Raw genomic sequence first — 24,790 nt, 5'->3', positions numbered from 1 at the left:
CACGCGTTTCCCGGAGCGCTCCCGCCGCCCGCCTGACCAGACGGTTGCGCATCGAGTCTTGTCCGGTGCAGATCAACACGCTTCAATGCCGGATGAATTGGGGCCGCACACGCCCCGGCCGGACGGACGTTGTGAGGATGCACGGGGGAGGGCCCTGGATGTCGTACGGCACACAGCACGCGGACACCGGCGCGCCCGCACTGGAGACGGCCCTGCGGGCGGGGCCCTTCCATGTCGCCCTGCGGGCCGCGATCACCGCGCGCGGGCTGCCGCTGCACCGCGTGCAGCACCATCTGACCCGCCACGGTGTCACGGTCGGCGTCACCAGTCTGAGCTACTGGCAGCAGGGGGCCAGGCGCCCGCAGCGCACCGAGTCCCTACGTGCCGTGCGCGCGCTGGAGGAGATCCTGGACCTGCCCGACGAGTCCCTGATCCGGCTCCTCGCCAAGGACGAGGAACACGCGGCCCGCCAACGCCCCTCGACCCGCTCCTACCGCTCGCTCGTCGAGGCCTCGGGCGTCCTCGAACAGTTCCTCGCCGAGCTCGGTTCGTCCCCGGACGGCGGCCTGCACACGGTCGGCCATCACGAGCGGGTGCGGATCGGGGCGCGACGCGAACTCCTCGGCCTCGACTCCCAGCACATCGTGCGCGCCCACCAGGACGGCGTGGACCGCTACGTGGCCGTCCACCACGGAGACCCTGGATGCAGCACGGATCACGTCTCGGTGCGCGCCCTGGAGAACTGCCGCACGGGGCGGGTGCGGCGGCACCGGGGAACGGGCGTCGTCGTGGCGGAGCTCCTCTTCGACACGCGGCTGCGGGCGGGCGACACGTTCCTCTTCCGCTACGGCTTCGAGGACGGCACGGCGGGCACCTCGTCGGAGTACCTGCGCGGCTTCGGCTTCGCGGGCGGGCAGTACGCGCTCCAGGTCAGGTTCACCGAGGGCGTCCTGCCCGTGCGCTGTCACCGCTTCACCCAGCACTCGGCGGCGGCTCCGCGCGGCGGCCGCCAGGACCTGCCGCTCAGCGCGAGCCACCGCGCGGTCCACGTGGTGGAGCCACAGGTGCGGGCCGGGATCCTGGGGATCGGCTGGGACTGGGAGGGCTGATCGACGGGGTGGGGCCGATCGGGGTCCAGGTCCGGTCAGGCCGCCGGGCCCGCGACGATCTTGCCGTTCTTCACCTCGACCGGCACCTTCGCCAGCGGCCGGGTCGCCGGGTCGTGCAGCACCTTTCCGTTCGTGGCGTCGAACTTGCTGCCGTGGCAGGAGCACGTGAGCTCCGTGCCCTCCAGCATGCTGATGGGGCACCCCGCGTGCGTGCAGATGGTGCTGAACGCGGTGTAGTCGTCGGCCGACGGACGGCTGACCACCACGTTCTCGTCCTGGTACAGCTTGACGCCGCCCACGGGCACCTCGTCGGCCTTGCCGAGGTCGACCGGTGCCTTCGGCGCCGACTCCGCGCGGCCCCCCGACCCGCCCGGCGAGCAGGCGGCGATCCCGAGCCCCGCGGTCCCGGCGAGGGCGGCACCCCGCAGCACGGTTCGGCGGGCGGGCGACGTGCCGGGCATGGGGACTCCAGGGGTCGGTCGGGGCGGGGCGCGATGGGCCACTGCACGCCAAGGCGCACATCGGTGACAGATCCGACGATACCGGTGAGGTGGATGGCGCCTCGTGGGACCCCGGCGCCGGCCACACCCGTACGCTTCTGGGCCGCCCTTCTCCCGCACCATGGCCCTCCTGTTTCCGCGCATCCTGGCCGCCCTTCTTCTTCACGATCCCGGCCGTCCTTGTTCCGCGGGCCATCCTGGACGTCCCCGCTTCTGCGGCATCCTGCACGGACGTCAGACGTCATCCGCCGCCCCGGGAGAGAACATCGCGTGAACCGTCCCACCGCCCGCGACGTGGCCGAACTGGCCGGCGTCTCACGTGCCGCCGTTTCCTTCGTCTTCAGCGGCCGGACACAGGGCTCCCCGTTGGCCGGCATCGGCTACGACAGCGTCGGCTTCGCGCCCACCTATCTGCTCATGGCGGCGACGGTCGCCGCGTTCACCGCCGTCTCCGTGGCCACGCTGCGTCCCGACGCGAAGGGTCTGCCCGAGTCGGTCCCGGACGTGCCCGCTTCCGGCCGGGGCACTGTGCCCGAGCCCGCGAGCCTCTAGCCTGTGCCTCGCCCCTGCACCTCCGATCCATCGCACGGCCGCACTCCCGCACCGCTCCACAGTTCAGCCCGAAAGGAACCACCCGTGATAGTCGTCGCCGGAGAGGCCCTGATCGACCTCGTGCCGCAGGGCGGGGCCGCCGATGACGGCGGCGACCTGCCCGTGCTCGCGCCCCGGCTCGGCGGCGGCCCCTTCAACACCGCGGTGGCCGTCGGCCGGCTCGGGTCCCCCGTGGCCTTCTGCTCACGGGTCTCCCGCGACGCGTTCGGCGAGGCGCTGCTCGGCGGGCTCACGCGGGCAGGCGTGGACGTGTCGTACGTCCAGCGGGGCGACGAACCGACGACGCTTGCCCTCGCGTCGATCGCCGCGGACGGCTCGGCCGGTTACTCGTTCTACGTCGAGGGCACGGCCGACCGGCTCTTCTCGGTGCCCGACCGGCTTCCGCCGGGCACGCGAGCGGTGTCGTTCGGCACGTGCTCGCTGGTCCTGGAGCCGGGTGCGAGCGCGTACGAGGAGCTGATGCGGTCGGCCTCGGGCCAGGGCGTGTTCACCGCGCTCGACCCGAACATCCGGGCCGGCCTCATCCCCGACCCGGACGCGTACCGGGCGCGTTTCAAGAGCTGGCTCCCCTCGACCGGCCTGCTCAAGCTGTCCGAGGAGGACGCGCAGTGGCTGGGCGGCACCCCGCAGGAGTGGCTTGCCTCGGGTCCCGTGGCCGTCGTGATCACGCGGGGAGGCGACGGCCTGACGGTCTTCACGCGGGGCGGCGCGCGATACGACGTACCGGGTGAGCGCGTCGACCTCGTCGACACGATCGGCGCGGGCGACACCGTGAACGCGGCGCTGCTGCACGGTCTGGCCACGTGGGACGCGCTGTCCGTGGAGGCGGTGGCGGGCCTCGCCGAGGACGCGTGGCACCGGCTGCTGCGGTTCGCCGCACGCGCCGCCGCGGTCACCTGCTCGCGGGCCGGCGCCGAGCCCCCGTACGCGTCCGAACTCCCGCCGCTGTAACGGCCGTTCACCTGCCCCGGTCAGCCGTGCCCGCTCCGCCGATCACCCGTTGACCACGAGGCGCTGACCGTCGGCCTCGGGCATGGCCGGCGTCTCGTACGCCAGGCGGAGTGTGCCGGCCTCGGGGTGCGCGACGACGTCCACGCCGGGGCAGGGAGGGGACGGCGGCGAGCCGGTCGGCGACGGGCGCCCCCGCGGTGACGGTCAGTTCGTCGACGAGCGCGGCGACGCGCGGGTCGTGGATCGATGCCCCGTGCCGAGGCGGGAGACCTGCTCGTGGGCCACGCGGTCCCGTTCGGGGTACGCGGTGCGGGCGCGCGTACCGCTCGTAGCCGTCGGCGTACGCGATGACGTCGCCGATCCAGTTGACCAGGACCGCCGGGTGGGTTCGAGGCGGTCGAGGAGGGCTCGCGATGAACGCCCGGCGCCCCACGGGGAGTTCCCGTGGGGCGCCGGGCGTTTTTCGTGCGGTCGCGGACCGTCCGCGCTCAGTCCTGGCGGGCCCGCGTGGACTTGGTCGCGGTCTTCTTCGCGGCCGGCTTCTTCGCCGCGGCCTTCGTGGCCGACCTCCCGGCCGCCGTGGTGCTGGCCGTGGCAACCTTCTTCGCCGGGGCCTTAGCCGTCGCCGAGACGGTCTTCTTCGCGGCTGTGGCCTTCTTCACCGCCACCGTCTTCTTCGTACGCGCCGCGGGCACCGTCGCGTCGCTGAACCGGTCGGCGCCGAGGATGTCGCGCAGGAACTTGCCGGTGTGGCTGGACGGTTCGCCCGCGACCTCTTCGGGGGTGCCCTCGGCGACGACGAGGCCACCGCCGTTACCGCCCTCGGGGCCCATGTCGACGACCCAGTCGGCGGTCTTGATGACGTCGAGGTTGTGCTCGATGACGATCACCGAGTTCCCCTTGTCGACAAGGCCCGACAGGACGGTGATGAGCTTGCTGATGTCCTCGAAGTGCAAACCGGTGGTCGGCTCGTCGAGGACGTAGACGGTGCGTCCCGTGGACCGCTTCTGCAGCTCGCTCGCCAGCTTCACGCGCTGGGCCTCGCCTCCGGAGAGGGTCGGCGCGGACTGGCCGAGCCGGACGTAACCGAGACCGACGTCGTTCAGCGTGCGCAGGTGGCGGGCGATGCCCGGGACCGCCTCGAAGAAGCCGAGTGCCTCCTCGATGGGCATGTCCAGGACCTCGGCGATGGACTTGCCCTTGTAGTGGACGTCCAGCGTCTCGCGGTTGTAGCGCGCTCCGTGGCAGACCTCGCACGGGACGTAGACGTCCGGCAGGAAGTTCATCTCGATCTTGATCGTGCCGTCGCCGGAGCAGTTCTCGCAGCGGCCGCCCTTGACGTTGAAGGAGAAACGTCCCGGCAGGTAGCCCCGGACCTTCGCCTCGGTGGTCTCGGCGAACAGCTTGCGGACGTGGTCGAAGACTCCGGTGTACGTCGCCGGGTTCGAGCGCGGCGTGCGGCCGATCGGCGACTGGTCGACGTGCACGACCTTGTCGACGAGGTCGTCGCCCTCCACGCGCGTGTGCCGACCGGGAACGTTCCGCGCCCCGTTCAGCTCGCGGGCGAGGTGCGTGTACAGGATGTCGTTGACCAGGGTCGACTTGCCGGAACCGGAGACACCGGTGACGGCGGTCAGGACGCCGAGGGGGAACGACACGTCGATGTCGCGCAGGTTGTTCTCACGGGCGCCGTGCACGGTCAGCCTGCGCGTCGGGTCCACGGGGCGCCGGATGTCCGGCAGCGGGATGGACCTCTTGCCCGACAGGTACTGGCCGGTCATCGACTCGGCGTTGGCGAGCAGCTCCTTCAAGGGGCCGCTGTGGACGACCTTGCCGCCGTGCTCACCCGCGCCGGGGCCGATGTCGACGACCCAGTCGGCGACCTTGATGGTGTCCTCGTCGTGCTCGACGACGATGAGCGTGTTGCCCATGTCGCGCAGCCGTACGAGGGTCTCGATCAGGCGGTGGTTGTCGCGCTGGTGCAGGCCGATCGAGGGCTCGTCCAGGACGTAGAGCACGCCGACGAGGCCGGAGCCGATCTGCGTGGCGAGGCGGATGCGCTGGGCCTCGCCACCGGAGAGGGTGCCGGCCGCGCGGTTGAGCGAGAGGTAGTCGAGGCCGACGTCGACGAGGAACCGCAGCCGCTCGTTGACCTCCTTGAGGACTCGCTCGGCGATCTTCTTGTCGCGCGCGTTGAGCTTCAGCTCGCCCAGGAAGTCCGCGCAGTCACTGATGGACATCGCGGAGACCTCGGCGATCGACTTCTCCATCACCGTGACGGCGAGGACGATCGGCTTGAGGCGCGTGCCCTCACAGGTGGGGCAGGGCACCTCGCGCATGTAGCCCTCGAAGCGCTCGCGGCTGGAGTCGCTCTCGGCCTCGCTGTGGCGCCGCTTGACGAACGGGACGGCGCCTTCGAAGGGGGTCGTGTAGACCCGCTCGCGGCCGTACCGGTTGCGGTAGCGGACCTCGATCTGCGTCTTGTGGCCGTGCAGGAGGGCCTTCTTGGCGCGCTGCGGCAGGCCCGCGAAGGGGATGTCGGTCCGGAATCCCAACGCGTCCGCGAGGGCGCCGATGAGGCGTCCGAAGTAGTCCTTGGTGTGCCCGTGCGACCAGGGGTGGATGGCGCCCTCGTCGAGGGACTTGTCCTCGTCCGGGATGATCAGCTCGGGGTCGACCTCCATGCGTGTGCCGATGCCGGTGCAGTCCGGGCAGGCGCCGAAGGGCGAGTTGAAGGAGAAGGAGCGGGGCTCCAGCTCTTCGAAGGACAGGTCGTCGTACGGGCAGTACAGGTGCTCCGAGTACATGCGCTCGCGCTCGGGGTCGTCCTCGGGGAGGTCGACGAAGTCGAGCACGACCATGCCGCCGGAGAGGCCGAGCGCGGTCTCCACGGAGTCGGTCAGGCGGCGCTTGGCGGATTCCTTCACCGTGAGGCGGTCGACGACCACCTCGATGGTGTGCTTCTCCTGCTTCTTCAGGGTGGGTGGTTCCGACAGCTGGATCGTCTGCCCGTCGACCCGGGCGCGGCTGTACCCCTTGGTCTGAAGGTCGGCGAAGAGGTCGACGAACTCGCCCTTGCGCTCGCGCACGAGCGGCGAGAGCACCTGGAAGCGGCTGCCCTCGGGCAGGTCGAGGACCTTGTCGACGATGGCCTGCGGCGACTGGCGCGAGATGGGACGGCCGCACTCGGGACAGTGCGGCTTGCCGATGCGCGCGAAGAGCAGGCGCAGGTAGTCGTAGACCTCGGTGATGGTGCCGACCGTGGAGCGCGGGTTGCGCGAGGTCGACTTCTGGTCGATCGAGACGGCCGGGGAGAGGCCCTCGATGAAGTCGACGTCCGGCTTGTCCATCTGGCCGAGGAACTGACGTGCGTACGAGGAGAGCGACTCGACGTACCGCCGCTGCCCCTCGGCGAAGATCGTGTCGAAGGCGAGCGACGACTTGCCGGACCCCGACAGACCCGTGAAGACGATGAGCGAGTCGCGCGGAAGGTCGAGCGAGACGTTACGGAGATTGTGCTCGCGCGCGCCACGGACGATGAGACGGTCGGCCACGCCGGTCCGCACCTTTCTTGAGAGAAGCAACAGGGGCGGGGCCCCTGTCTTTCGAGACTAGGGGGGCCACCGTCAGCGATGGACTGTTTTCCATGGTTGGTAACAAACCCGGACCACCAAGAATGCCCGATGCCGCTCAGGAGCTTATAGCACGTACATTCGATTCCGGGTCTCGGTCGGCCGCCTTCACCCGATCGAGTGGCGGCGCTATCGTCTGCGTCATGAGCGATCATGTGCGCGACCTGGCCTCTGTACGTGAAGCGACCGACCGGCTCCTCACCGCTGTCGGCACGCTGGACAACGCGGCTGTGGCCGAGTCGTCACGGCTTCCCGGCTGGACCAGGGGCCACATCCTCGCCCACCTCGCCCGTAACGCGGACGCACTCGCGAACGTGCTCGCGGGCCGGCCCATGTACCCGAGCGCCGGGGCGCGCGACGCGGACATCGAGCGGGACGCGCCGCGCGACCTGCGCGAGCAGCTCGAGGACCTGCGGACCAGCGCCGCCGGATTCGAGGCCCGGGCCGAGGTCCCGGCCGACTGGGCGCGCACGGTCGAGCTGCGCAACGGCGTCAAGGACTCCGCCTCCCGGATCCCCTTCCGGCGCTGGGGCGAGGTCGACCTGCACCACGTCGACCTCGGGATCGGGTACGACCTGGAGGATCTGCCGGCGGAGTTCGTCGAGCGGGAGATCGACTTCCTCGCCGAGCGCTTCGCGGGGCACCCGGACATGCCGTCGACCGGCCTCAAGTCGGACGGCGGCCGGGTGTGGACGACGGGCGGCGGCGCCGGGACGGGTCCGGTCGGTGTCGCGGGCCCCGCCCCGGAGCTGCTCGGCTGGCTCTCCGGGCGGCGCGACGGTTCCGGGCTCACCGTCGAAGGCGGACGGCTGCCTGTCGTACCCCCGCTATAGGCTGAGTCCATGACGTACAGCGGAGCGGTGAAGGTCGGCGGCCCGGCGGATGTGCACGAGCTGCAGAACCTGATGATCTCCAAGGTCGCGGTCGGCGCGATGAACAACAACGCGTATCTGCTGCGCTGCCGTGCCACCGGCGAGCAGCTCCTCATCGACGCGGCCGCCGACGCGGAGACGCTGCTGACCCTGATCGGGGACGACGGCATCGCGTCCGTCGTCACGACGCATCAGCACGGGGACCATTGGCAGGCGCTCGCCCGGATCGTGGAGGTCACGGGCCCGCGTACGTACGCGGGCCGTTACGACGCGGAGGGCATCCCCGTCCCCACGGACGTGCTCGTCGAGGACGGGGACACGATCACCGTGGGTCGGGTCTCGCTGACCGCCCGGCACCTGGTCGGCCACACGCCCGGCTCGATCGCCCTCATCTACGACGACCCGCACGGCCACCCCCATGTCTTCACCGGGGACTGCCTGTTCCCGGGCGGCGTGGGGAACACGTGGAAGGACCCGAAGGCCTTCGGGAGTCTCATCGACGACGTCGAGTCGAAGATCTTCGGCCGGCTCCCCGACGAGACGTGGGTCTACCCCGGGCACGGGAACGACACGACGCTCGGCGCCGAGCGGCCGCATCTGCCGGAGTGGCGCGAGCGCGGCTGGTGAGTCAACGCCCGGCCGCGCCGGGCGTGTTCACTCCGCGGCCATGAGGGTCCGGCGGTACTAGACCGTGGCCACGCCGGGCTCGGCCAGGGCCGCCACCCGCTCCACCGCGAACGCGTATCCCTGGACCCCGCATCCGGCGATCACGCCGTCGGCCCTGAGGGACACGTAGGAGTGGTGCCTGAACTCCTCGCGCTGGTGGATGTTGGAGATGTGGACCTCGACTACGGGCAGGCCGTCACAGGCTTTGAGGGCGTCCAGGATCGCCACCGACGTATGCGAGTAGGCGGCCGGGTTGATCACGATGCCCACGTGGTTCTGGCGTGCCTCGTGGATCCAGTCCACCAGCTCACCCTCGTGGTTGGACTGCCGGAAGTCGACGCTCCCGCCGTGCACGGCCGCGGCCTTGGCGCACAGGGCCTCGACATCCGCGAGGGTGTCGGACCCGTAGATCTCCGGCTGCCGGCGGCCGAGGAGGTTCAGGTTCGGACCGTTCAGGACCATGATCGGGGCGTTGGCGAGGGTGCGGGGCACAGGGGACCTCCGTGCGTCGGGCGGCTGCTCCCCCTCGGTCTATCACGAGGCGTCACGGCGCTGCCCGGCCGTATCACCGTGATCGTCATGGCGTGACGGCCAGCTCCACGTACGCGGCGAACACCACGAGGTGGACTCCGCCCTGGAGCGGGGTGGCGCGGCCGGGGACGACGGTCAGCGTGCTCACCAGCATCGTCAGGACCAGCAGCACCATCTGCGTGGCACCGAGCCCGAGGACGAGGGGCCCCGACAGCCAGAACGACGCGATGGCGACGGCCGGGATGGTCAGTCCGATGCTGGCCATCGCGGAGCCGAGCGCGAGGTTGAGGCTCGTCTGGACGCGGTCACGGCGGGCCGCGCGCAGGGCCGCGATCGTCTCGGGCAGCAGGACGAGCAGCGCGATGATCACGCCGACGACGGAATGCGGCATCCCGGCTGCTTCGACGCCCGACTCGATCGTCGGGGACACGCCTTTGGCGAGGCCGACGACGGCGACGAGGGCGAGTCCGAGGAAACCGAGGCTGATCAGGGCGGTGCGGGTGGTGGGCGCGTCCGCGTGGTCGTCGCCGTCGATGACGTTGCCCTGCTTGGTGATCGGCAGGAAGTAGTCGCGGTGCCGCACTGTCTGGGTCGCCACGAAGATCCCGTACAGGACGAGCGCGGCGGAGGCCGCGAAGATCAGCTGCGACGTGGAGAACTCCGGGCCCGGCTTGCTCGTGGTGAACGTCGGCAGGACCAGGCAGAGCGTGGCCAGGGTGGCGACCGTGGCGAGCGCGCCGCCGGTGCCCTCGGACTGGAAGACGGCTACGCGGTGCCGGAACGCGGCGGCGAGCAGACTCAGTCCGACGATGCCGTTGCAGGTGATCATGACGGCGGCGAAGACGGTGTCGCGGGCGAGCGTGGCGCCCTTCTCACCGCCGTCGACCATGAGGGTGACGATCAGCGCCACTTCGATGACGGTGACGGCGACGGCGAGTACGAGAGAGCCGAAGGGTTCGCCGACGCGGTGGGCCACCACCTCGGCGTGGTGGACAGCCGCGAGCACGGACGCGGCGAGCACGACGGAGACGACGGCCACGACGGCGCCCGGCAGCGAGCGGCCCCAGGTGAACACCAGCAGGACGACCGCAAGGACGGGGACGACGGCCGTCCATTGCGTGACCAGTCTCCGAAGCCCAGCGATCATGCCTCGATGGTGCACCGACGGTGCGGGGGCCGCGACTTCGGGACGGGCACGTGTGCGTAGGGCCGAACGGGAGCGCGTGTGCGTGGAGCCGAACGGGAGAAGGAGCGCGCGGCCGGCGGCCGTGCGCTCCTTCTCTGTGCCGGGCTCAGAGCCGGGTCTTATGCCGGGCTCTCGCCGGGCTCTGTGCCGGACGGGTCAGGCCTTGATGCTGTCCTTGCGCGCGCCGTCGGTCGCGTCACCGTCCTGGTCGCCGTCGTCCCCGCCGTCGAGGGCCTGCTTCTGCGCCTGCTTCTTGGAGGCGATGAGGCTGGCGATGGTGGTGATCGCCAGGACACCGCAGATGACGGCCAGGGAGACCGGGATGGAGATCTCCGGCACGTGCACCCCGGACTCGTGCAGCGCGTGCAGGACGAGCTTCACACCGATGAAGCCGAGGATCACCGACAGGCCGTAGCTGAGGTAGACCAGCTTCCTGAGGAGTCCGCCGATGAGGAAGTACAGCTGGCGCAGACCCATCAGCGCGAACGCGTTGGCCGTGAAGACGATGTACGGGTCCTGGGTCAGGCCGAAGATCGCCGGGATCGAGTCCATCGCGAACAGCACGTCGGTCGTGCCGATCGCGAGCATGACGACCATGAGCGGCGTCAGGATCCGCTTGCCGTTGACCCGGATGAACAGCTTCGTGCCGTGATACCGGTCGGCGACGCCGAACTTCTTCTCGATGGACTTGAGGAGGCGGTTCTCCTCGAACTCGTCTTCCTCGTCGTCCGACATCGCTTCCTGGATGAGCTTCCAGGCGGTGTAGATGAGGAACGCGCCGAAGATGTAGAAGACCCACGAGAAGTTGGCGATGACGGCGGCACCGGCCGCGATGAAAATGGCGCGCAGCACCAGGGCGATCAGCACACCGAACAGCAGGACGCGCTGCTGGAGCTGGGACGGCACCGAGAACTTCGCCATGATCAGGATGAAGACGAAGAGGTTGTCGACGCTCAGCGACTTCTCGGTGATGAAGCCGGCGAAGAACTCACCCGAAGCCTGTGAGTTCCCCCAGATCAGCAGACCGACCCCGAAGAGGGCGGCCAGCACGATCCAGACGACCGTCCAGATTCCGGCTTCCTTGATCGATACGTCGTGGGGCTTGCGCCCGATGAAGAAGTCGACCGCGATCAGGGCGACCAGACCAAGAATGGTCAGCACCCAAAGGGTCATCGATACGTCCACTGCGCCTCCGGCGTCGTACGGCTACTGATCAGCGTCGTCGCTGCCGGAGGTCTCTTCCACCCGGGCGGCCTCAGCTCGCCTCGGGCCGGCGCCCCGGGACCGGTGTCGGTCCGTATTGACGGGAACGCCGCGTTCGGGAGTACTCCCCTCCGCTCGTCGGAGCCTACGGGAAACACCCATGAAACGTAAAGGGTTCGGTAAAGATAAGTTCAAAAGCAGTGCTCGGGGGAGTCAGATGCCCTGCTCTCGTCGCGCTCTGGCGACCTCTTCGAGGACCTGCTCCAGGATCCGGCTGCCGGGCGGGACATTCGGCGGCTCGTACGTCCACGCATGCCCCACCCACGGGTCGGCGAGGTGGTCGTCGGGCACCGGAGTGAGCCTGAGCAGCGCCCGCCAGAGCGGGTCGAGGACCGGTCCGTACTCGGCGGCGTCCTCGCGGTCGGCGACCATCAGGAGGTGGACGCCGACGGCCGGGCCCTCGTCGGCGAGGTAGCGCAGCCGGGTCACCGCGCGGTCGTCGAAGCCGTGCGGGAAGTCGTTGACGATCAGCAGCTGCTCGGCGGTATCCAGGTCGGGCGGCAGCGCGTCGGCCGCTCCACCGCGGACCGCCATCTGTACGAGGTCCACGCGCTGGGTGAGCCGGGCGAGCACCTCGGAGACGCCGGACATCCCGGCGGCCGGCGGCGCGACGAGTACTCCGGCCCGCACGAGCGGGGCGAGCGTCCCCGCGGCCGATCCGGCCGGGTCGATCACATGCACGGCGAACTCGCCCGCCGGGTAGACCGCGAGGAGCCGCGCGGCGAGCTCGACGGCACTCCGCATGGCGCGGCGGCGCAACTCGTCGGACTCGGTGAGCGCGTCCGCCCCGGAGCGGCCGCTGTCGATCCACATGCCGCGCTCCAGGGGCAGCCGCACGAGCATCGGGATGCGCAGGCCCACGCTGCGGGACTCGGGCAGCTGGAGGTCGCCCAGGCGCAGGGCCATCGGGATCTCCATGGGGCTGCGGTACGCGTGCCAGACCGGGTTGTCCCAGCCCGCGTAGGCCGGGGGCAGGGCGGGCTCGACGACGGCGGACTCCGCGGCCAGCTGGGCGAGGTCACGGTCGAGGGCCTCCCTCGCCCGGTCGACGAGCTGTCCGTGCTTGGCCCGGGCGGCCTCGCGCGCGGCGTCCCCCTGGCCGCCGATCCGGCTGCGCGGGTCGGACAGGGCCTTGTCGAGCTCCTGCTCCATACGGGAGTCCGCGAAGTCGACGGCGCTGCGGTACGCGGCGACGCAGCGGGCCAGGTCCTCGAACATGCCCCACACCTGGTTGTAGAGCCGCTCGTCCATGGACCAGCCGGTCGCGTCACCGGCGACAGGGACGGCCGGCTGCCCCGGCTCTCCGGGGGGCGCGGTGGGCGCGGGGGCGGGCGGTGCGGGGGCCTGCCTGCCGGGGTGCGTGTAGTTGACGGGGCCGGTCTGTCCTGAGGGACGGGCCGGCTGGGGCTCGTGCGCCGGCCGGGGGTCCGGGGACGGCTGAGGTTCGGCGGGTGGCGGGGGCTGGGTGGAGCGGGGCGGACCGGCGGACGGGTGCGTGCCCGGCGATGAGGCATGGGAGGCCGCGCCCGTCGCGTCCGCCATGGTGCTCGCCCCGGAGGCCGCCGTCCGGGACGGAGGCGGCGCCACCGTACGCGCGAGCCCTCGCGCCACCGCTTCGCCGATCTCGCCCGCGAGGGCCCTCGCGTCGGGAAGCCCCTGGTCGGTCAGGAGTGCGCCGAGTCCGCCCGCGTACCCCTGACCCACCGCGCGGACCTTCCACGCGCCCTGGCGGCGGTACAGCTCCAGGGCTACGACGGCGGACTCGGCGTCGAGGTCGGTGATGGTGTAGCTGGCGACCGCGGAGCCGTCGAGCCCGGTGACGGCGACGAAGGGGGCCGCGACGGCGCCGAAGCGGTCGGGGTCGCCGGGCCCGGTGGGCAGCGCGAGCAGCACGCTGACGCGGTGGGCGGCCTCGGGCACGGCGTCCAGATCGACGGCGAGACGGTGGTCGGCCGCCGCCTGCCGGGGGACCTCGAGCCCCGGCAGCGCCGGGGCGCCGGGGTGTGCGACCCAGTCGCGGCCGTGCACCCTGCCCTCGTCGTCGCTGAGCGTCGCGCCCGCCACGACCGGCGCCCCCGCCGACACGCGGATCTCCAGACGGGTCTGGGTGAGGGGGTGGTTCTGCCCCCGGACCAGCTCGGCCGTCATCGCCTTCTCCCCCTCGTCCCGTCCCTCTGTTCCTGTGTTCCCGCTACCTCACAGGCCCGGCAGGATCGCCGGCATGAGGTCCTGGAACGTGCGGCCGTTGGCCGGCGAGCCCAGTGCGGTCATCTGCCAGCCGGCGCCCGCGCGGTGCACCTTCGCCATGATCTGGGCGGTGTACTGGCCGCCGCCGTCGAGCGTGTAGCGGGCCAGCTCCTGGCCGTTGGTCTCGTCGACCAGGCGGCAGAACGCGTTCTGCACCTCCTGGAAGGTCTGGCCGGTGAAGGAGTTCACCGTGAAGACGATCTGGTCGATGTGGACCGGGACGCGCTGGAGGTCGACGAGGATCGCCTCGTCGTCGCCGCCCTGGCCGGCGCCGCCGACCAGGTTGTCACCGGTGTGGCGCACGGAGCCGTCGTCGCTGACGAGGTGGCGGAAGAAGACGACGTCCACCGGCTGCTTGTCCGCGAACAGGACCGCCGAGGCGTCGAGGTCGATCTCCCGCGTGCGGGACCCGAAGAGGCCGCGGCGGGGGGCGGCCTGCCAGCCGAGCCCCATCCGGACGGCCGTCAGGGTGCCCCCGTCCTGCTTCTGCAGGCTGATCGCCTGGCCCTTGCTCAGGTTGACACCAGGACCCTTGGAAAAGTTGGCCGTCACGCGTCCGTCCCCTCTCGAACTGTGCTCTCAACCGCCCGTCCGGGCGGTTGAGGGAAAACCCTACGCAGGGCCACTGACAACGCCGCACACAGGAAAGGACTTTGTGTCGGTGTTGCAACACACCGTGCGGCATGCCGAATCCGTCCGGCATGCCGTGGGGCGTGCGGTGCGCGGGGGGCGTCAGGCCAGCCCGGCCTCCTTCATCTGGCGCAGCTCCTTCTTCATCTCCGACACCTCGTCACGCAGCCGCGCGGCGATCTCGAACTGGAGATCCGCGGCGGCCGCCCGCATACGGTCGGTCAACTCCTCGATCTGCTCGGCGAGTTCGGCTGCGGGACGGTCGGTGGGGACCGTCTGTGCCGCCTTGCCCTTCGTGGCCTTGCCGCCGGTCTTCTTGGCGCCCGCCTTGGCGAGCGCGGGCACGGGCGCCTTGGCACCCTTGCCGTCCTTCGCGCCCTTGCGGTACCCGGAGCCGAGGAGTTCCTCGGTGTCGACGTCCTCGCGCGCGATGGACGCGACGATGTCGTTGATCTTCTTGCGGAGCGGCTGAGGGTCGATCCCCTTTTCCCTGTTGTACGCGATCTGCTTCTCCCGGCGCCGATTGGTCTCGTCAATGGCCTTCTCCATCGCCGGGGTGATCTTGTCCGCGTACATATGGACCTGGCCCGACACGTTGCGCGCGGCGCGGCCGATGGTCTGGATCAGGGAGGTGCCGGAGCGCAGGAAGCCCTCCTTGTCGGCGTCGAGGATCGCCACCAGGGAGACCTCGGGCAGGTCGAGGCCCTCACGGAGCAGGTTGATGCCGACGAGGACGTCGTACTCACCCGCGCGCAGTTCGCGCAGCAGCTCGACGCGACGCAGCGTGTCGACGTCGCTGTGCAGGTAGCGCACCTGGATGCCGAGCTCCAGGAAGTACTCGGTGAGGTCCTCGGCCATCTTCTTGGTGAGCGTGGTGACGAGGACACGCTCGTCCTTCTCGGTGCGCTTGCGGATCTCGTGCACCAGGTCGTCGATCTGGCCCTCGGTGGGCTTGACCACGACCTCGGGGTCGATGAGGCCCGTGGGGCGGATGATCTGTTCCACGAAGCCGTCGCCCCGCGCGAGCTCGTACTTGCCCGGGGTGGCCGACAGGTACACGGTCTGGCCGATGCGCTCCTGGAACTCCTCCCACTTGAGGGGGCGGTTGTCCAGGGCGGACGGGAGCCGGAAGCCGTGGTCGACGAGGGTGCGCTTACGGGAGGCGTCGCCCTCGTACATGGCGCCGATCTGCGGCACGGTGACATGCGACTCGTCGATGACGAGGAGGAAGTCGTCCGGGAAGTAGTCGAGCAGCGTGTTCGGCGGGGAGCCGGGCGACCGGCCGTCGAAGTGCATCGAGTAGTTCTCCACGCCGGAGCAGGAGCCGATCTGACGGAGCATCTCGAGGTCGTACGTGGTGCGCATGCGCAGCCGCTGGGCCTCGAGCATCTTGCCCTGCTTCTCCAGCTCCGCGAGGCGCTCCCCGAGCTCCTTCTCGATGTCGTTCGCCGCGCGCTCCAGGCGCTCGGGGCCCGCAACGTAGTGCGTGGCCGGGAAGACGTACAGCGACTCGTCGTCGCTGATGACCTCGCCGGTGAGGGGGTGGAGGGTGGAGAGGGACTCGATCTCGTCGCCGAACATCTCGATGCGGACGGCGAGCTCCTCGTAGACCGGGAAGATCTCGATGGTGTCGCCGCGGACGCGGAACGTGCCGCGGCTGAAGGCCACGTCGTTGCGCGTGTACTGGATGTCGACGAAGCGGCGCAGCAGATCGTCCCGGTCGATCTCGTCGCCGACCTTGAGCGACACCATGCGGTCGACGTACTCCTGCGGCGTGCCCAGGCCGTAGATGCACGACACGGAGGCGACCACGACGACGTCCCGCCGGGTGATCAGCGAGTTCGTCGCGGAGTGGCGCAGGCGCTCCACCTCCTCGTTGATCGAGGAGTCCTTCTCGATGTAGGTGTCCGACTGCGGGACGTACGCCTCGGGCTGGTAGTAGTCGTAGTACGAGACGAAGTACTCGACCGCGTTGTTCGGCAGCAGCTCGCGGAACTCGTTGGCCAGCTGGGCGGCCAGCGTCTTGTTCGGCGCCATCACGAGGGTGGGGCGCTGAAGCTTCTCGATCATCCACGCGGTGGTGGCGGACTTACCTGTTCCGGTCGCACCGAGGAGGACGACATCCTTCTCACCTGCGGTGATGCGCCGCTCCAGGTCGGCGATGGCTGCCGGCTGGTCGCCGCTTGGCTGGTAGGGACTGACGACCTCGAAAGGCGCCACCGTGCGTTCGATCTTGGATACGGGCCGCATGGAATCCACCGTACGACCCCGCACTGACAACGGGGCCGGATCAGCCCGCCCGTCGCAGCGGGCGCACGGTCCGGCCCGCCCTGCTCGCGGCCTCGACGACGTCCCGCCGGTCGGGCCTGCCCGTCATCATCATCGGGTCGAACACCACCACGACGCCGGCCAGGAGCAGGAAGCACAGGGGGCCGATCATCAGGGGCGCGAGGAGTTCGGCGGGGGTGTCACCGGCAGGGGTGCCGCCGCTTCCGTGCGCGTGGACGCTGAGGGCGGCCATTCCGGTGTAGTGCATGCCGGTCACCGCGAGACCCATGACAAGGCTCGCGCCGACGCTCCAGATGAACCCCCTGACCTGGACCGCGGCCCAGAGCGCGGTGGTGGCGGCGGCCATGGCGATCACTACGGAGACGCCGACGGTGAAGGTGTTGTACTGAAGCGTCCCGTGTAGGCGCATACCGGCCATGCCGAGGTAGTGCATCGACGCGACGCCCAGACCGGTGACCGTGCCGCCGGTGAACAGGGCCGTTCCCGTCGCACCCCGGTAGCCGACGATGAAGATCCCGACTCCGACCATGACGATGGCGACGCCCAGGCTCGCGAACGTCGTCAGTTTGTCGTAGTGGATCGGGGTGCCCTGCACGCGGAAGCCCATCATCGCGATGAAGTGCATCGTCCAGATCCCGGACCCGATCGCCGCCGAGCCGAGCGCGAGCCAGCCGGGCCGCCAGGACTGGGTGACGAGCAGTGACCTTGTGGTGCAGCGCAGACCCAGCGCCCCGCCGAGGCAGGCCATGAAGAACGCCACCAGCGGCGTGACCAGTCCATAGCTGAATCCGTCGACCGTGCCCTGCATCCGCCGCAGCCCTTCCGCCCTGATGTTCCTGATGTTTCTGATGTTCCTGATGCGTTCCGTTTGCACCCCTGGCAGCGGCTGCCGGAGCGACCGCGATTGGACCAGAGATTAAGGCTCCCGCAGGAACGTCTGACCGATTTTCCGGCAAAGCCTCACGACACCCGCCCGCGGGGTGCACGTCCTCCCACCACTCCGTTCAGTGTGTGGCCATCCTTCACGTGTCTTCCGTTGGCAACCGACTGTCACCGTCGTCTCAGCCTTGACCCCTCGACGCGAGGAGTACACGTGTCCGCACGCGCAGCCACCGCGATCGCCACCCTGGTGGGATTCGTCGGCGTCCTGGTCCTCCCAACCGCCTCCGATGCGGCCCCGCGGAACAACGCGCCCGTGGTCGTCGCACACCGCGGCGCCTCCGGGTACGCACCCGAGAACACCCTGCAAGCCATCGACAACGCAGACAAGCTCGGCTTCGACTGGGTCGAGAACGATGTGCAGCGCACCAAGGACGGCCGGCTCGTCGTCATCCACGACACGAATCTGGCACGCACCACGAACGTGGAGCAGGTGTTCCCCGGCCGCGCTCCGTACAACGTCCGCGACTTCACCGCCGCGGAGATCGCCAAGCTCGACGCCGGCCGCTGGAAGGGCGCCAAGTTCAAGGGTTCCCGTGTCCCGACCCTCACCCAGTACCTGGACCGGGTCGACCACAACCACCAGAAGCTCCTCATGGAGGTCAAGAACCCGGAACTCTACCCGGGCATCGAGACGGACATCCTGCGCGTGCTCGGCAAGGAGGGCTGGCTCAACCGCGATCACATCAGGAACCGCCTGGTGATCCAGAGCTTCAGCGCCAACAGCGTACGGACCGTGCACGCGCTCCGCCCCGACATCACGACGGGCTTCCTCGGTACTCCCGCCGTGAGCGACCTGCCCCGGTACGCCCGGTTCGCCGACCGGATCCACCCCAGCTACGGCACGATCTCGCAGCGGTACGTCGCCTCGGCGCACGCCTTCAAGGGCCCGCACGGCAAGCGCCTCCAGCTCTTCACCTGGACCGTGAACGACGCGGCGACCGCGCGGCGCATGGCCGGTCTCGGCGTGGACGGCATCATCAGCAACTTCCCGGATGTCGTGCGCAAGGCGGTGGGCGGCGGCCAGTAGCCGACGGCGGGCCGGGGGAGGCGAGGCCGGCGGACGGCGCGGGCCGTTGTCAGTGGCTCCCCGTACGGTGGTCGGCATGAACGCCACTGGGCAGAAATCCGCTGGGGACAGCGCCGCCGGGAGCAGGGCCGGGGACGGGGCCGGGCTCACGGTCGTCTGGGCCGTCGTCGACACGGACATCGGCCCGCTGCTCCTCGCCGCGACGGACGCCGGCCTGGTGAATGTCGTCTTCCACGCCTCCCCCGCCGTGCGGGATCGGGCGGTCGAGCGGCTCGGTTCCCGCCTCGGGACCGATCCGGTGGAGGCCCCGGACTCGCCGCTCCTGGCCGAGCCCATACGTCAGCTGAAGGCCTACTTCGCCGGTGAGCGGCGCGACTTCGAGCTGCCGCTCGACTGGTCGCTGATCTCCGGGTTCAACCGGCAGGTCCTTCGCGAGCTGGCGTCCGGCGTCCCGTTCGGCACGGTCGTCGGTTACGGCGATCTGGCGGGCCGCGTCGGGCAGCCGCGGGCGGCGCAGGCGGTGGGCGTGGCCATGGGGGCCAATCCGCTGCCGGTCGTGGTGCCGTGCCACCGCGTCGTGGAGAGCGACGGCGGCATCGGCGGATTCGGCGGCGGCCTGGAGACGAAGCGGCAGCTGCTCGCGCTGGAAGGGGTCCTTCCGCAGCCGCTGTTCTGAGACACGGGAGCCGCTGTTCCCGAGCCGCTGTTCCGAGGCACAGGAGCGGCTGTTCCGAAGCGCGGGAACCACCGTTTTGAGCCCCAGGCGCCGGGCCGGCACCGGGCCGCGCGGGGATGCCCGGTGTTCGCGGGTGGGTGTCGGCTGGCACACTGCGCCGGTGCTCATACCCGATTCCACCGCACGCCGCCGGCCTTCCGTCCCCGTGACGCCCGAGGACATGGCCGGGCTGCGCCGCCGTGTCACCGCCGTGCTCGTCGCGAGCCAGATACTCGGCGGCCTCGGTGTCGCCACCGGCATCGCGCTCGCCGCCGTGCTCGCCAAGCAGGTCAGCGGGGACGAGGCGCTGTCCGGGCTCGCACCGACCGCGACGGTCGCCGGGACCGCCCTGCTGTCCGTTCCGCTCGCCGCCCTGATGACGGCGCGGGGGCGGCGGCCCGGGCTCGTCCTCGCGTATCTGATCGGCGCGTTGGGAGCCGGGGTCGTCGTGCTGGCCGCCGCGGTGGGGAGCTTCCCGCTGCTGCTCGTCGGCATGGCCGGGTTCGGCGCCGCCTCGTCGGCCAATCTCCAAGCGCGGTTCGCGGCCGCCGATCTGGCCGAGCCGCAGCGCCGGGCGCGGGCGATCTCGAACGTCGTGTGGGCCACCACGATCGGCGCGGTGCTCGGGCCCAACATCGCGGCGCCCGCGGGCCGCAGCGTCGCCGGGCTCGGCATCCCCGCGGCGGCGGGGCCCTTCCTATGGGCGGCCGGGGTCTTCCTCGTCTCGGCCGTCATGGTGCAGGTCCTGCTGCGTCCCGACCCGCTCCTGACCGCCCGCGCCCTGGCTCCCGAGGAGGAGAAGTCGGCCGGAGCGCGGTCGATCAGGGCCGGGTTCGCCGCAGTCGCCGCGTCGCCGCGGGCCCGGCTCGCCCTCGTGACCGTCGCCGTCTCGCACACCGCGATGGTGTCGATCATGTCGATGACGCCGGTCGACCTCGGTCGTCACGGCGCGAGCATCGACCTCATCGGCCTGGTCATCAGCGGACACATCGCGGGCATGTACGCGTTCTCGCCGGTGATGGGACGGCTGTCGGACCGACTCGGGCGGCTCTCCGTGATCGGCCTCGCCGTGGGTCTGCTCGCCTGTGCGGCGCTGCTCGCGGGCACGGCGGGCGGCAACCACGGGCAGACCGCCGCGGGCCTGTTCGTCCTGGGGCTCGGCTGGTCCGCAGGCCTCGTCTCCGGTTCGGCCCTGCTGACCGACTCGGTGCCGCAGGCCGCGCGGGCCGCCGCACAGGGCCTGTCCGACCTGACCATGAACACGGCGGCCGGCGTCGGCGGCGCGGCAGCGGGCCTGGTCGTCGCGACGGCGAGCTACGCCTGGCTCAACCTGGCCGCGGCCTGCCTCCTGCTGCCGCTCGCCGCGCTCACCCTCTTCAGCAGGCGGCCGGCGATCAGATGACCAGGGCGGCGTGCCCCCGGCCGGTGACCGCGGCCGACAGGACGCCGGTCAGGGCAGCGTGATGTGGTACGCCTTCCGCAGGGTCTCGTGCACGGTCCACGTCGTACGGTCGCCCTCGCGCAGGACCGCCGCGTCGCCGGGGCCCACCTCCAGAGTCTGCCCGCCCTCGACCTCGACCGTGGCGCGGCCGGAGACGACCACGAACAGCTCGTTCGCCTCGGTGTCCGTGACCACGCCCGGCGTGATCTGCCAGATGCCCCGCAGCTGCTTGCCGTCGGCGGACTCCCAGAGCACCTTGCCCGTGACGACGGGGTCGCCCGAGACGATCTGCTCCGGATCGAGGGGCTCCGGTTCGAGTGCAACGTCCGGGATGTGTACGGCAAAAGAAGCAGTGGTCTGATCGTTCGTGGTCATGAACGGTCACTCTAGGCAGCGCGGACCCCTCTGTTCACTGGACGACCCGTACGTCGGTCGCGGCCCGGACTGGACGGCTCGTCAAGGGGAAGGGACCTGGAGACAACGTCCCGGGCGCCGCGTGCCCGGGTTCTAGGGAGTCGTGGAGACATGGAGATTTCCGGCGTCATCAGCGCGATCGTGATCGGCATCGTCATCGGCGTCCTGGGCCGGCTCGCCCTGCCGGGCCGTCAGCGCATCGGCATCCTGGCGACGGTCGTCGTCGGCATCGTGGCCGCGCTGCTCGGCTCGGCCATCGCCGCGGGCATCGGTGTCGCGGACACCAAGGGGATCGACTGGGTGGAGTGGCTGATCCAGATCGGTCTGGCCGCCCTGGGTGTGGCACTGCTCGACCGTGGCCGGACGGGCGGCCGGTCGCGGCGCCGCTCATGGGGCCGCGCACACCGCTGAACACCAACCGCCGTACAAGCAGGGCCCCATACCAGGCATCGGGCTTCAGCCCTCTTCGTAATAGCGCGCTTCGAAGACGTTTCCGTCGGGGTCGCGGAAGTAGAAGCTGCGGACGGCCGGGCCGCGGGCGCCGTACGAATGGCGGCCGTGGTCCGAGACCGGCACCTCGCGCTCCTCGAGACGGGCACGCAGGCTGTCGTAGCCGCGTTCGGTGAGGGCGATGCACACATGGTTGACCGGATGACCGGCGCTCTTGCCGCCGCCCGGCACCATGTTCATACGGGGCGCCATCGTCAGCGGCGCGAGGTCGAGGATGGTCTCCTCGTTGACCCGCACCGAGGGGAACGAAACCGCGCCCTCCTTGAACTCGGCGACCCTGAGAGGTTCGAGGCCGACCGCCTGCTCGTAGAAGTGCGCCGCGGCCACCGGGTCGCTGACCCAGAGGACGACATGGTCGAGGCGTGCCGTGTTGTCCGTCATGCGCTCAGAGTTGTCCGTCATGCGCTCAGGCTGCTCGGCCTGCCGTCCCGCCGCAAGTGTTCACCGTCATGCCGCGGGGGTTTGGGCGTGCGCGCCGCTCGCCATGGATGAGGGGAGACCCGACAGGCAGGAGGCAGGCGCGTGGTGCTGGTGTCCGATGAGGTGCGGGAAGCGGTGGCCGCGGGCCGGCCGGTCGTTGCCCTGGAGTCGACGATCATCGCGCACGGGCTGCCGCGCCCGCGCAATCTGCGGGTGGCGCTCGAACTCGAAGAGCTGGTGCGCGCCGAGGGCGCGGTGCCCGCGACGATCGCCGTTCTGGACGGACGGCCCCATGTCGGCCTGGACAAGGGCCAGGTGGAGCGGGTCGCGACGGAGAACGGCATCCGCAAGCTGAGCCACCGTGATCTGCCGCTCGCCGTGGCGACGGGGGCGAGCGGAGCCACGACCGTGTCGGCGACAGCGCTGCTCGCGGCACGCGCAGGGGTACGGGTGTTCGCGACGGGTGGGCTCGGCGGCGTGCACCGGCGGTGGACCGAGACGCAGGACGAGTCGGCAGACCTCGGGCTGCTCGCGCGGACGCGGATCACCGTGGTGTGCGCGGGCGTCAAGTCGATCCTGGACGTACCGGCGACCCTTCAGCGGCTGGAGACCCTGGGTGTGTCGGTGGCCGGGTACGGGACCGGCCGCTTCCCGGGCTTCTACCTCTCCGACTCGGGCCATCCGGTCGACTGGACGCTGGGCGATCCGGCCGAGGTGGCCGGGGTGATGCGGGCTCAGGACGCGCTGGGCGGGCCCGAGGCCGCGCTGATCGTGGCGAATCCGGTGCCCGAGGCGGAGCAGCTCGATCCCGCGCTCCACGCGGGCGTGCTCGACGATGCGCTGCGGGCGTGCGACGCGGAGGCCATCACGGGGCAGGCGGTCACGCCGTTCCTCCTTGACTACCTGGTTCGGCACACGGACGGCGCCTCGCTGGAGGCCAACCTCGCGGCGGTACGCGGCAACGTACGGCTCGCGGCGCGCATCGCGGCGGCCTGGACGCGGCCGTGAGCGGAACCCTCCTGGTCGTCGGGGACGTCATCACGGACATCGTGGCCCGGCACGACGCCCCGCTCGCGGCGGGCACGGACACGGCGGCGGAGATCCGTACGCTGCCGGGTGGCGCGGGGGCGAACGTGGCGTGCTGGGCGGCCTACTCGAGCTGTTCTGACGTGGCCCTGCTCGGGCGGGTCGGCGCCGACTCGGTGGCCTGGCACGAGGAGGCGCTCACGCGCGCGGGGGTGCGTCCCCTGCTCGCCGTCGACCCCGAGGCGGCGACCGGCACGGTGATCTCACTGGTCGACACGGGCGCCGGCGCCGAGCGGACGTTCCTCACGGACAGCGGGGCCTCGCTGCGCCTCTCCCCCGCCGACTGGTCCGCGGACCTGCTGGACGGGGTCGCGTGGCTGCATCTGTCCGGGTATCTGTTCTTCTCCGCCGAGGGGCGCGCTCTGGTCGCGGCGGCGCTGCGCTCGGCATGCGCGCGTGGGGTGCCGGTGAGTGTCGATCCCGCGTCGGCCGGCTTCCTCACAGAGCTGGGACCCGACCGGTTCCTGGCGCTCGCGGAGGGCGTGGAGATCCTGCTGCCCAGCCGGGACGAGGCGGAGCTGCTGAGCGGCGCCGGGGGCGCGGAGGACGCGGCGGCGAAGCTCAGCGGACGGTTCCCGCTGGTCGTCGTCACGTCGGGGGTCGCGGGAGCGGTGGTGGCGCAGGGCGGGGCGGTACGCGCGCGCGTGCCGTCGGTGTCGGCGGTGGCGCGGGACTCCACCGGGGCGGGCGACGCATTCACCGGCGCGTTCCTCGCCGCACGGCTGCGGGGCGCGGGGCCACCGGAGGCGGCGACGGAGGGGTGCCGCGCGGGGGCGCTGGCGGTGGCGCGGGTGGGCGGCCGACCTCCGCCGCGCCGAGAGCGACCCGGCCCCGCAACCCCCGCGGGAGAAGACCCGGACCCGTCCTCTGAGAGCGACCGGGCCCATGACCCCCGCCAAGGGCAGAAGTCTTAGGCCCGCTTCCGTCCCCACGCCGAGATCAGCGGTGCCGTCGCCAGGTCCATCGTGCCGGTCGCGACGTCGGCCAGGTGGTGGTCGATCTCCTCGTCCGTGGCGTGCCCCGCGCGGACCAGGGATTCGCGAATCTGCTGGAACGTGGCCGTCTCCAGGGCCCCGCACGCCTCGGACGCCAGCGGGAAGTACGCGTCGGCCTCCACCTGCTGCAGGCCGGCCTCCCGCAGCAGCCTCGGCAGCCTGCGGCCGTACGACAGGTCGGCGCCGCGCTCCGCGAGCAGCTCGCGGAAGCCGCGGCGCAGCCGGTTCGCCAGCTCCTCGGCGGGGCCGTGCTCGTCGGGGCAGGCCAGCGGCTGGAGTGCGGGGTCGGCGTCCTCGACGAGCAGCCGTCCGCCGGGCCGCAGCGCGCGCAGCATGGACTCCAACGCCCGCTCCCTGTCGGGCACATGGACCAGGACGAGCCGGGCGTGAACCAGGTCGAATCCCTCGGTGGGCGGCTCGTCGGCGGCCACGTCGTGACGGCGGACCTCGACGGGGGAACGGGCGGCGGACGTCTGCCACGTGGTGTCGATGTCGGTCGCGAGAACCTTCCCGGTGGGGCCGACCTTCTTGGCGAGCCAGGAGACCACGGAGGTGCCGCCCGCGCCGACCTCCCAGCAGCGCCAGCCGGGGCCGATGCCGAGCCGTTCGATGTGCCGGAACGTCGTGGGGTCGAAGAGGGTCGAGAAGGCGTCGAAGCGCCGGCCCGCCTCTTGCTGCCGGTTGTCCAGGAGATAGCCCTCGTCTCGCGTCATGCCGCGATCATCCCAGTTGTCCGGCCCGGTCCCGGGAAG

23 protein-coding genes are annotated in these 24,790 nt (G+C 71.0%); 11 read left to right on the top strand and 12 right to left on the bottom strand.

The window, feature by feature from the left end; genetic code table 11:
* Nucleotides 1–158 precede the first annotated feature (158 nt).
* Nucleotides 159–1,109 carry a hypothetical protein gene (locus OG758_RS34980; protein WP_326713572.1) on the top strand — a complete coding sequence of 317 codons (951 nt, stop codon included), beginning with the start codon at nt 159–161 and terminating at the stop codon, nt 1,107–1,109.
* 35 nt (nt 1,110–1,144) lie between these two features.
* Here OG758_RS34980 and OG758_RS34975 read toward each other — a convergent pair whose 3' ends face one another.
* Nucleotides 1,145–1,570, bottom strand: coding sequence for a Rieske (2Fe-2S) protein (locus tag OG758_RS34975; protein WP_326713571.1), 426 nt, complete (start codon nt 1,568–1,570; stop codon nt 1,145–1,147).
* A gap of 309 nt (nt 1,571–1,879) precedes the next feature.
* Here OG758_RS34975 and OG758_RS34970 point away from each other — a divergent pair, with 309 nt between their 5' ends.
* Together OG758_RS34970 and OG758_RS34965 are read left to right on the top strand one after the other, a co-directional pair.
* Nucleotides 1,880–2,161, top strand: a complete 282-nt coding sequence (locus tag OG758_RS34970) for a hypothetical protein (RefSeq protein WP_326713570.1) — start codon at nt 1,880–1,882, stop codon at nt 2,159–2,161.
* Between the two features lie 84 nt (nt 2,162–2,245).
* Complete coding sequence (locus tag OG758_RS34965; RefSeq protein WP_326713569.1) at nt 2,246–3,172, top strand: carbohydrate kinase family protein; 927 nt, start codon at nt 2,246–2,248, stop codon at nt 3,170–3,172.
* 488 nt (nt 3,173–3,660) lie between these two features.
* Here the strand turns inward: OG758_RS34965 and uvrA are convergent, their stop codons facing one another.
* Nucleotides 3,661–6,726, bottom strand: coding sequence for an excinuclease ABC subunit UvrA (uvrA, locus tag OG758_RS34960; RefSeq protein WP_326713568.1), 3,066 nt, complete (start codon nt 6,724–6,726; stop codon nt 3,661–3,663).
* 221 nt (nt 6,727–6,947) lie between these two features.
* Here uvrA and OG758_RS34955 point away from each other — a divergent pair, with 221 nt between their 5' ends.
* Nucleotides 6,948–7,637: a maleylpyruvate isomerase family mycothiol-dependent enzyme gene (locus OG758_RS34955; protein WP_326713567.1), complete on the top strand. Its 690-nt coding sequence runs from the start codon at nt 6,948–6,950 to the stop codon at nt 7,635–7,637.
* A 9-nt stretch (nt 7,638–7,646) separates the two neighbouring features.
* Nucleotides 7,647–8,303 (top strand): MBL fold metallo-hydrolase, encoded by a 657-nt coding sequence (locus tag OG758_RS34950; RefSeq protein ID WP_326713566.1) that lies wholly within the window; start codon nt 7,647–7,649, stop codon nt 8,301–8,303.
* 57 nt (nt 8,304–8,360) lie between these two features.
* On the opposite strand, the gene aroQ is transcribed toward OG758_RS34950, so the two are convergent.
* From aroQ to OG758_RS34915, 7 genes are all read right to left on the bottom strand, one after another.
* Complete coding sequence (aroQ, locus tag OG758_RS34945; protein ID WP_326713565.1) at nt 8,361–8,834, bottom strand: type II 3-dehydroquinate dehydratase; 474 nt, start codon at nt 8,832–8,834, stop codon at nt 8,361–8,363.
* A gap of 85 nt (nt 8,835–8,919) precedes the next feature.
* Entirely contained in the window at nt 8,920–10,020 is a 1,101-nt protein-coding gene (locus OG758_RS34940) for a calcium:proton antiporter (RefSeq protein WP_326713564.1), read from the bottom strand.
* Between the two features lie 195 nt (nt 10,021–10,215).
* Nucleotides 10,216–11,232: a TerC family protein gene (locus OG758_RS34935; RefSeq protein ID WP_326713563.1), complete on the bottom strand. Its 1,017-nt coding sequence runs from the start codon at nt 11,230–11,232 to the stop codon at nt 10,216–10,218.
* A 243-nt stretch (nt 11,233–11,475) separates the two neighbouring features.
* On the bottom strand, nt 11,476–13,470 hold the full coding sequence (locus OG758_RS34930; RefSeq protein WP_326713562.1) for a TerD family protein: 1,995 nt from the start codon (nt 13,468–13,470) through the stop codon (nt 11,476–11,478).
* 48 nt (nt 13,471–13,518) lie between these two features.
* Nucleotides 13,519–14,121, bottom strand: a complete 603-nt coding sequence (locus OG758_RS34925; protein WP_227294093.1) for a TerD family protein — start codon at nt 14,119–14,121, stop codon at nt 13,519–13,521.
* Nucleotides 14,122–14,301: 180 nt separating this feature from the next.
* Entirely contained in the window at nt 14,302–16,449 is a 2,148-nt protein-coding gene (gene uvrB, locus OG758_RS34920; protein ID WP_326713561.1) for an excinuclease ABC subunit UvrB, read from the bottom strand.
* Between the two features lie 40 nt (nt 16,450–16,489).
* Complete coding sequence (locus tag OG758_RS34915; protein ID WP_326713560.1) at nt 16,490–17,296, bottom strand: MHYT domain-containing protein; 807 nt, start codon at nt 17,294–17,296, stop codon at nt 16,490–16,492.
* Nucleotides 17,297–17,581: 285 nt separating this feature from the next.
* On the opposite strand from OG758_RS34915, the gene OG758_RS34910 reads away from it, so the two are divergent.
* From OG758_RS34910 to OG758_RS34900, 3 genes are all read left to right on the top strand, one after another.
* Nucleotides 17,582–18,457: a glycerophosphodiester phosphodiesterase gene (locus OG758_RS34910; RefSeq protein WP_382060461.1), complete on the top strand. Its 876-nt coding sequence runs from the start codon at nt 17,582–17,584 to the stop codon at nt 18,455–18,457.
* A gap of 76 nt (nt 18,458–18,533) precedes the next feature.
* Nucleotides 18,534–19,133 carry a methylated-DNA--[protein]-cysteine S-methyltransferase gene (locus OG758_RS34905; RefSeq protein WP_326713559.1) on the top strand — a complete coding sequence of 200 codons (600 nt, stop codon included), beginning with the start codon at nt 18,534–18,536 and terminating at the stop codon, nt 19,131–19,133.
* Between the two features lie 220 nt (nt 19,134–19,353).
* Nucleotides 19,354–20,574: an MFS transporter gene (locus OG758_RS34900; RefSeq protein WP_326716138.1), complete on the top strand. Its 1,221-nt coding sequence runs from the start codon at nt 19,354–19,356 to the stop codon at nt 20,572–20,574.
* A gap of 48 nt (nt 20,575–20,622) precedes the next feature.
* Here OG758_RS34900 and OG758_RS34895 read toward each other — a convergent pair whose 3' ends face one another.
* Entirely contained in the window at nt 20,623–20,988 is a 366-nt protein-coding gene (locus OG758_RS34895; protein ID WP_266565533.1) for a cupin domain-containing protein, read from the bottom strand.
* A gap of 150 nt (nt 20,989–21,138) precedes the next feature.
* Between OG758_RS34895 and OG758_RS34890 the strand changes: the two genes are divergently transcribed.
* Nucleotides 21,139–21,438, top strand: coding sequence for a GlsB/YeaQ/YmgE family stress response membrane protein (locus tag OG758_RS34890; RefSeq protein ID WP_266565531.1), 300 nt, complete (start codon nt 21,139–21,141; stop codon nt 21,436–21,438).
* 45 nt (nt 21,439–21,483) lie between these two features.
* On the opposite strand, the gene OG758_RS34885 is transcribed toward OG758_RS34890, so the two are convergent.
* Nucleotides 21,484–21,918 carry a VOC family protein gene (locus OG758_RS34885; RefSeq protein ID WP_326716137.1) on the bottom strand — a complete coding sequence of 145 codons (435 nt, stop codon included), beginning with the start codon at nt 21,916–21,918 and terminating at the stop codon, nt 21,484–21,486.
* A gap of 141 nt (nt 21,919–22,059) precedes the next feature.
* Between OG758_RS34885 and OG758_RS34880 the strand changes: the two genes are divergently transcribed.
* Nucleotides 22,060–22,965 (top strand): pseudouridine-5'-phosphate glycosidase, encoded by a 906-nt coding sequence (locus OG758_RS34880; RefSeq protein ID WP_326713558.1) that lies wholly within the window; start codon nt 22,060–22,062, stop codon nt 22,963–22,965.
* A complete protein-coding gene (locus OG758_RS34875; RefSeq protein ID WP_326713557.1) occupies nt 22,962–23,957 on the top strand; it encodes a carbohydrate kinase family protein in 996 nt (331 codons plus the stop codon). Before OG758_RS34880 ends, OG758_RS34875 begins: the two co-directional genes overlap by 4 nt.
* On the opposite strand, the gene OG758_RS34870 is transcribed toward OG758_RS34875, so the two are convergent.
* Nucleotides 23,954–24,751, bottom strand: a complete 798-nt coding sequence (locus OG758_RS34870) for a methyltransferase domain-containing protein (RefSeq protein WP_326713556.1) — start codon at nt 24,749–24,751, stop codon at nt 23,954–23,956. The genes OG758_RS34875 and OG758_RS34870 overlap by 4 nt on opposite strands.
* Nucleotides 24,752–24,790: the final 39 nt, after the last annotated feature.

The organism is Streptomyces sp. NBC_01474 (assembly GCF_035918215.1).
Classification (GTDB): domain Bacteria; phylum Actinomycetota; class Actinomycetes; order Streptomycetales; family Streptomycetaceae; genus Streptomyces; species Streptomyces aureus.
The sequence above is the reverse complement of the archived record's forward strand: the minus strand, read 5'-3'. Positions and strand labels throughout refer to the sequence as shown.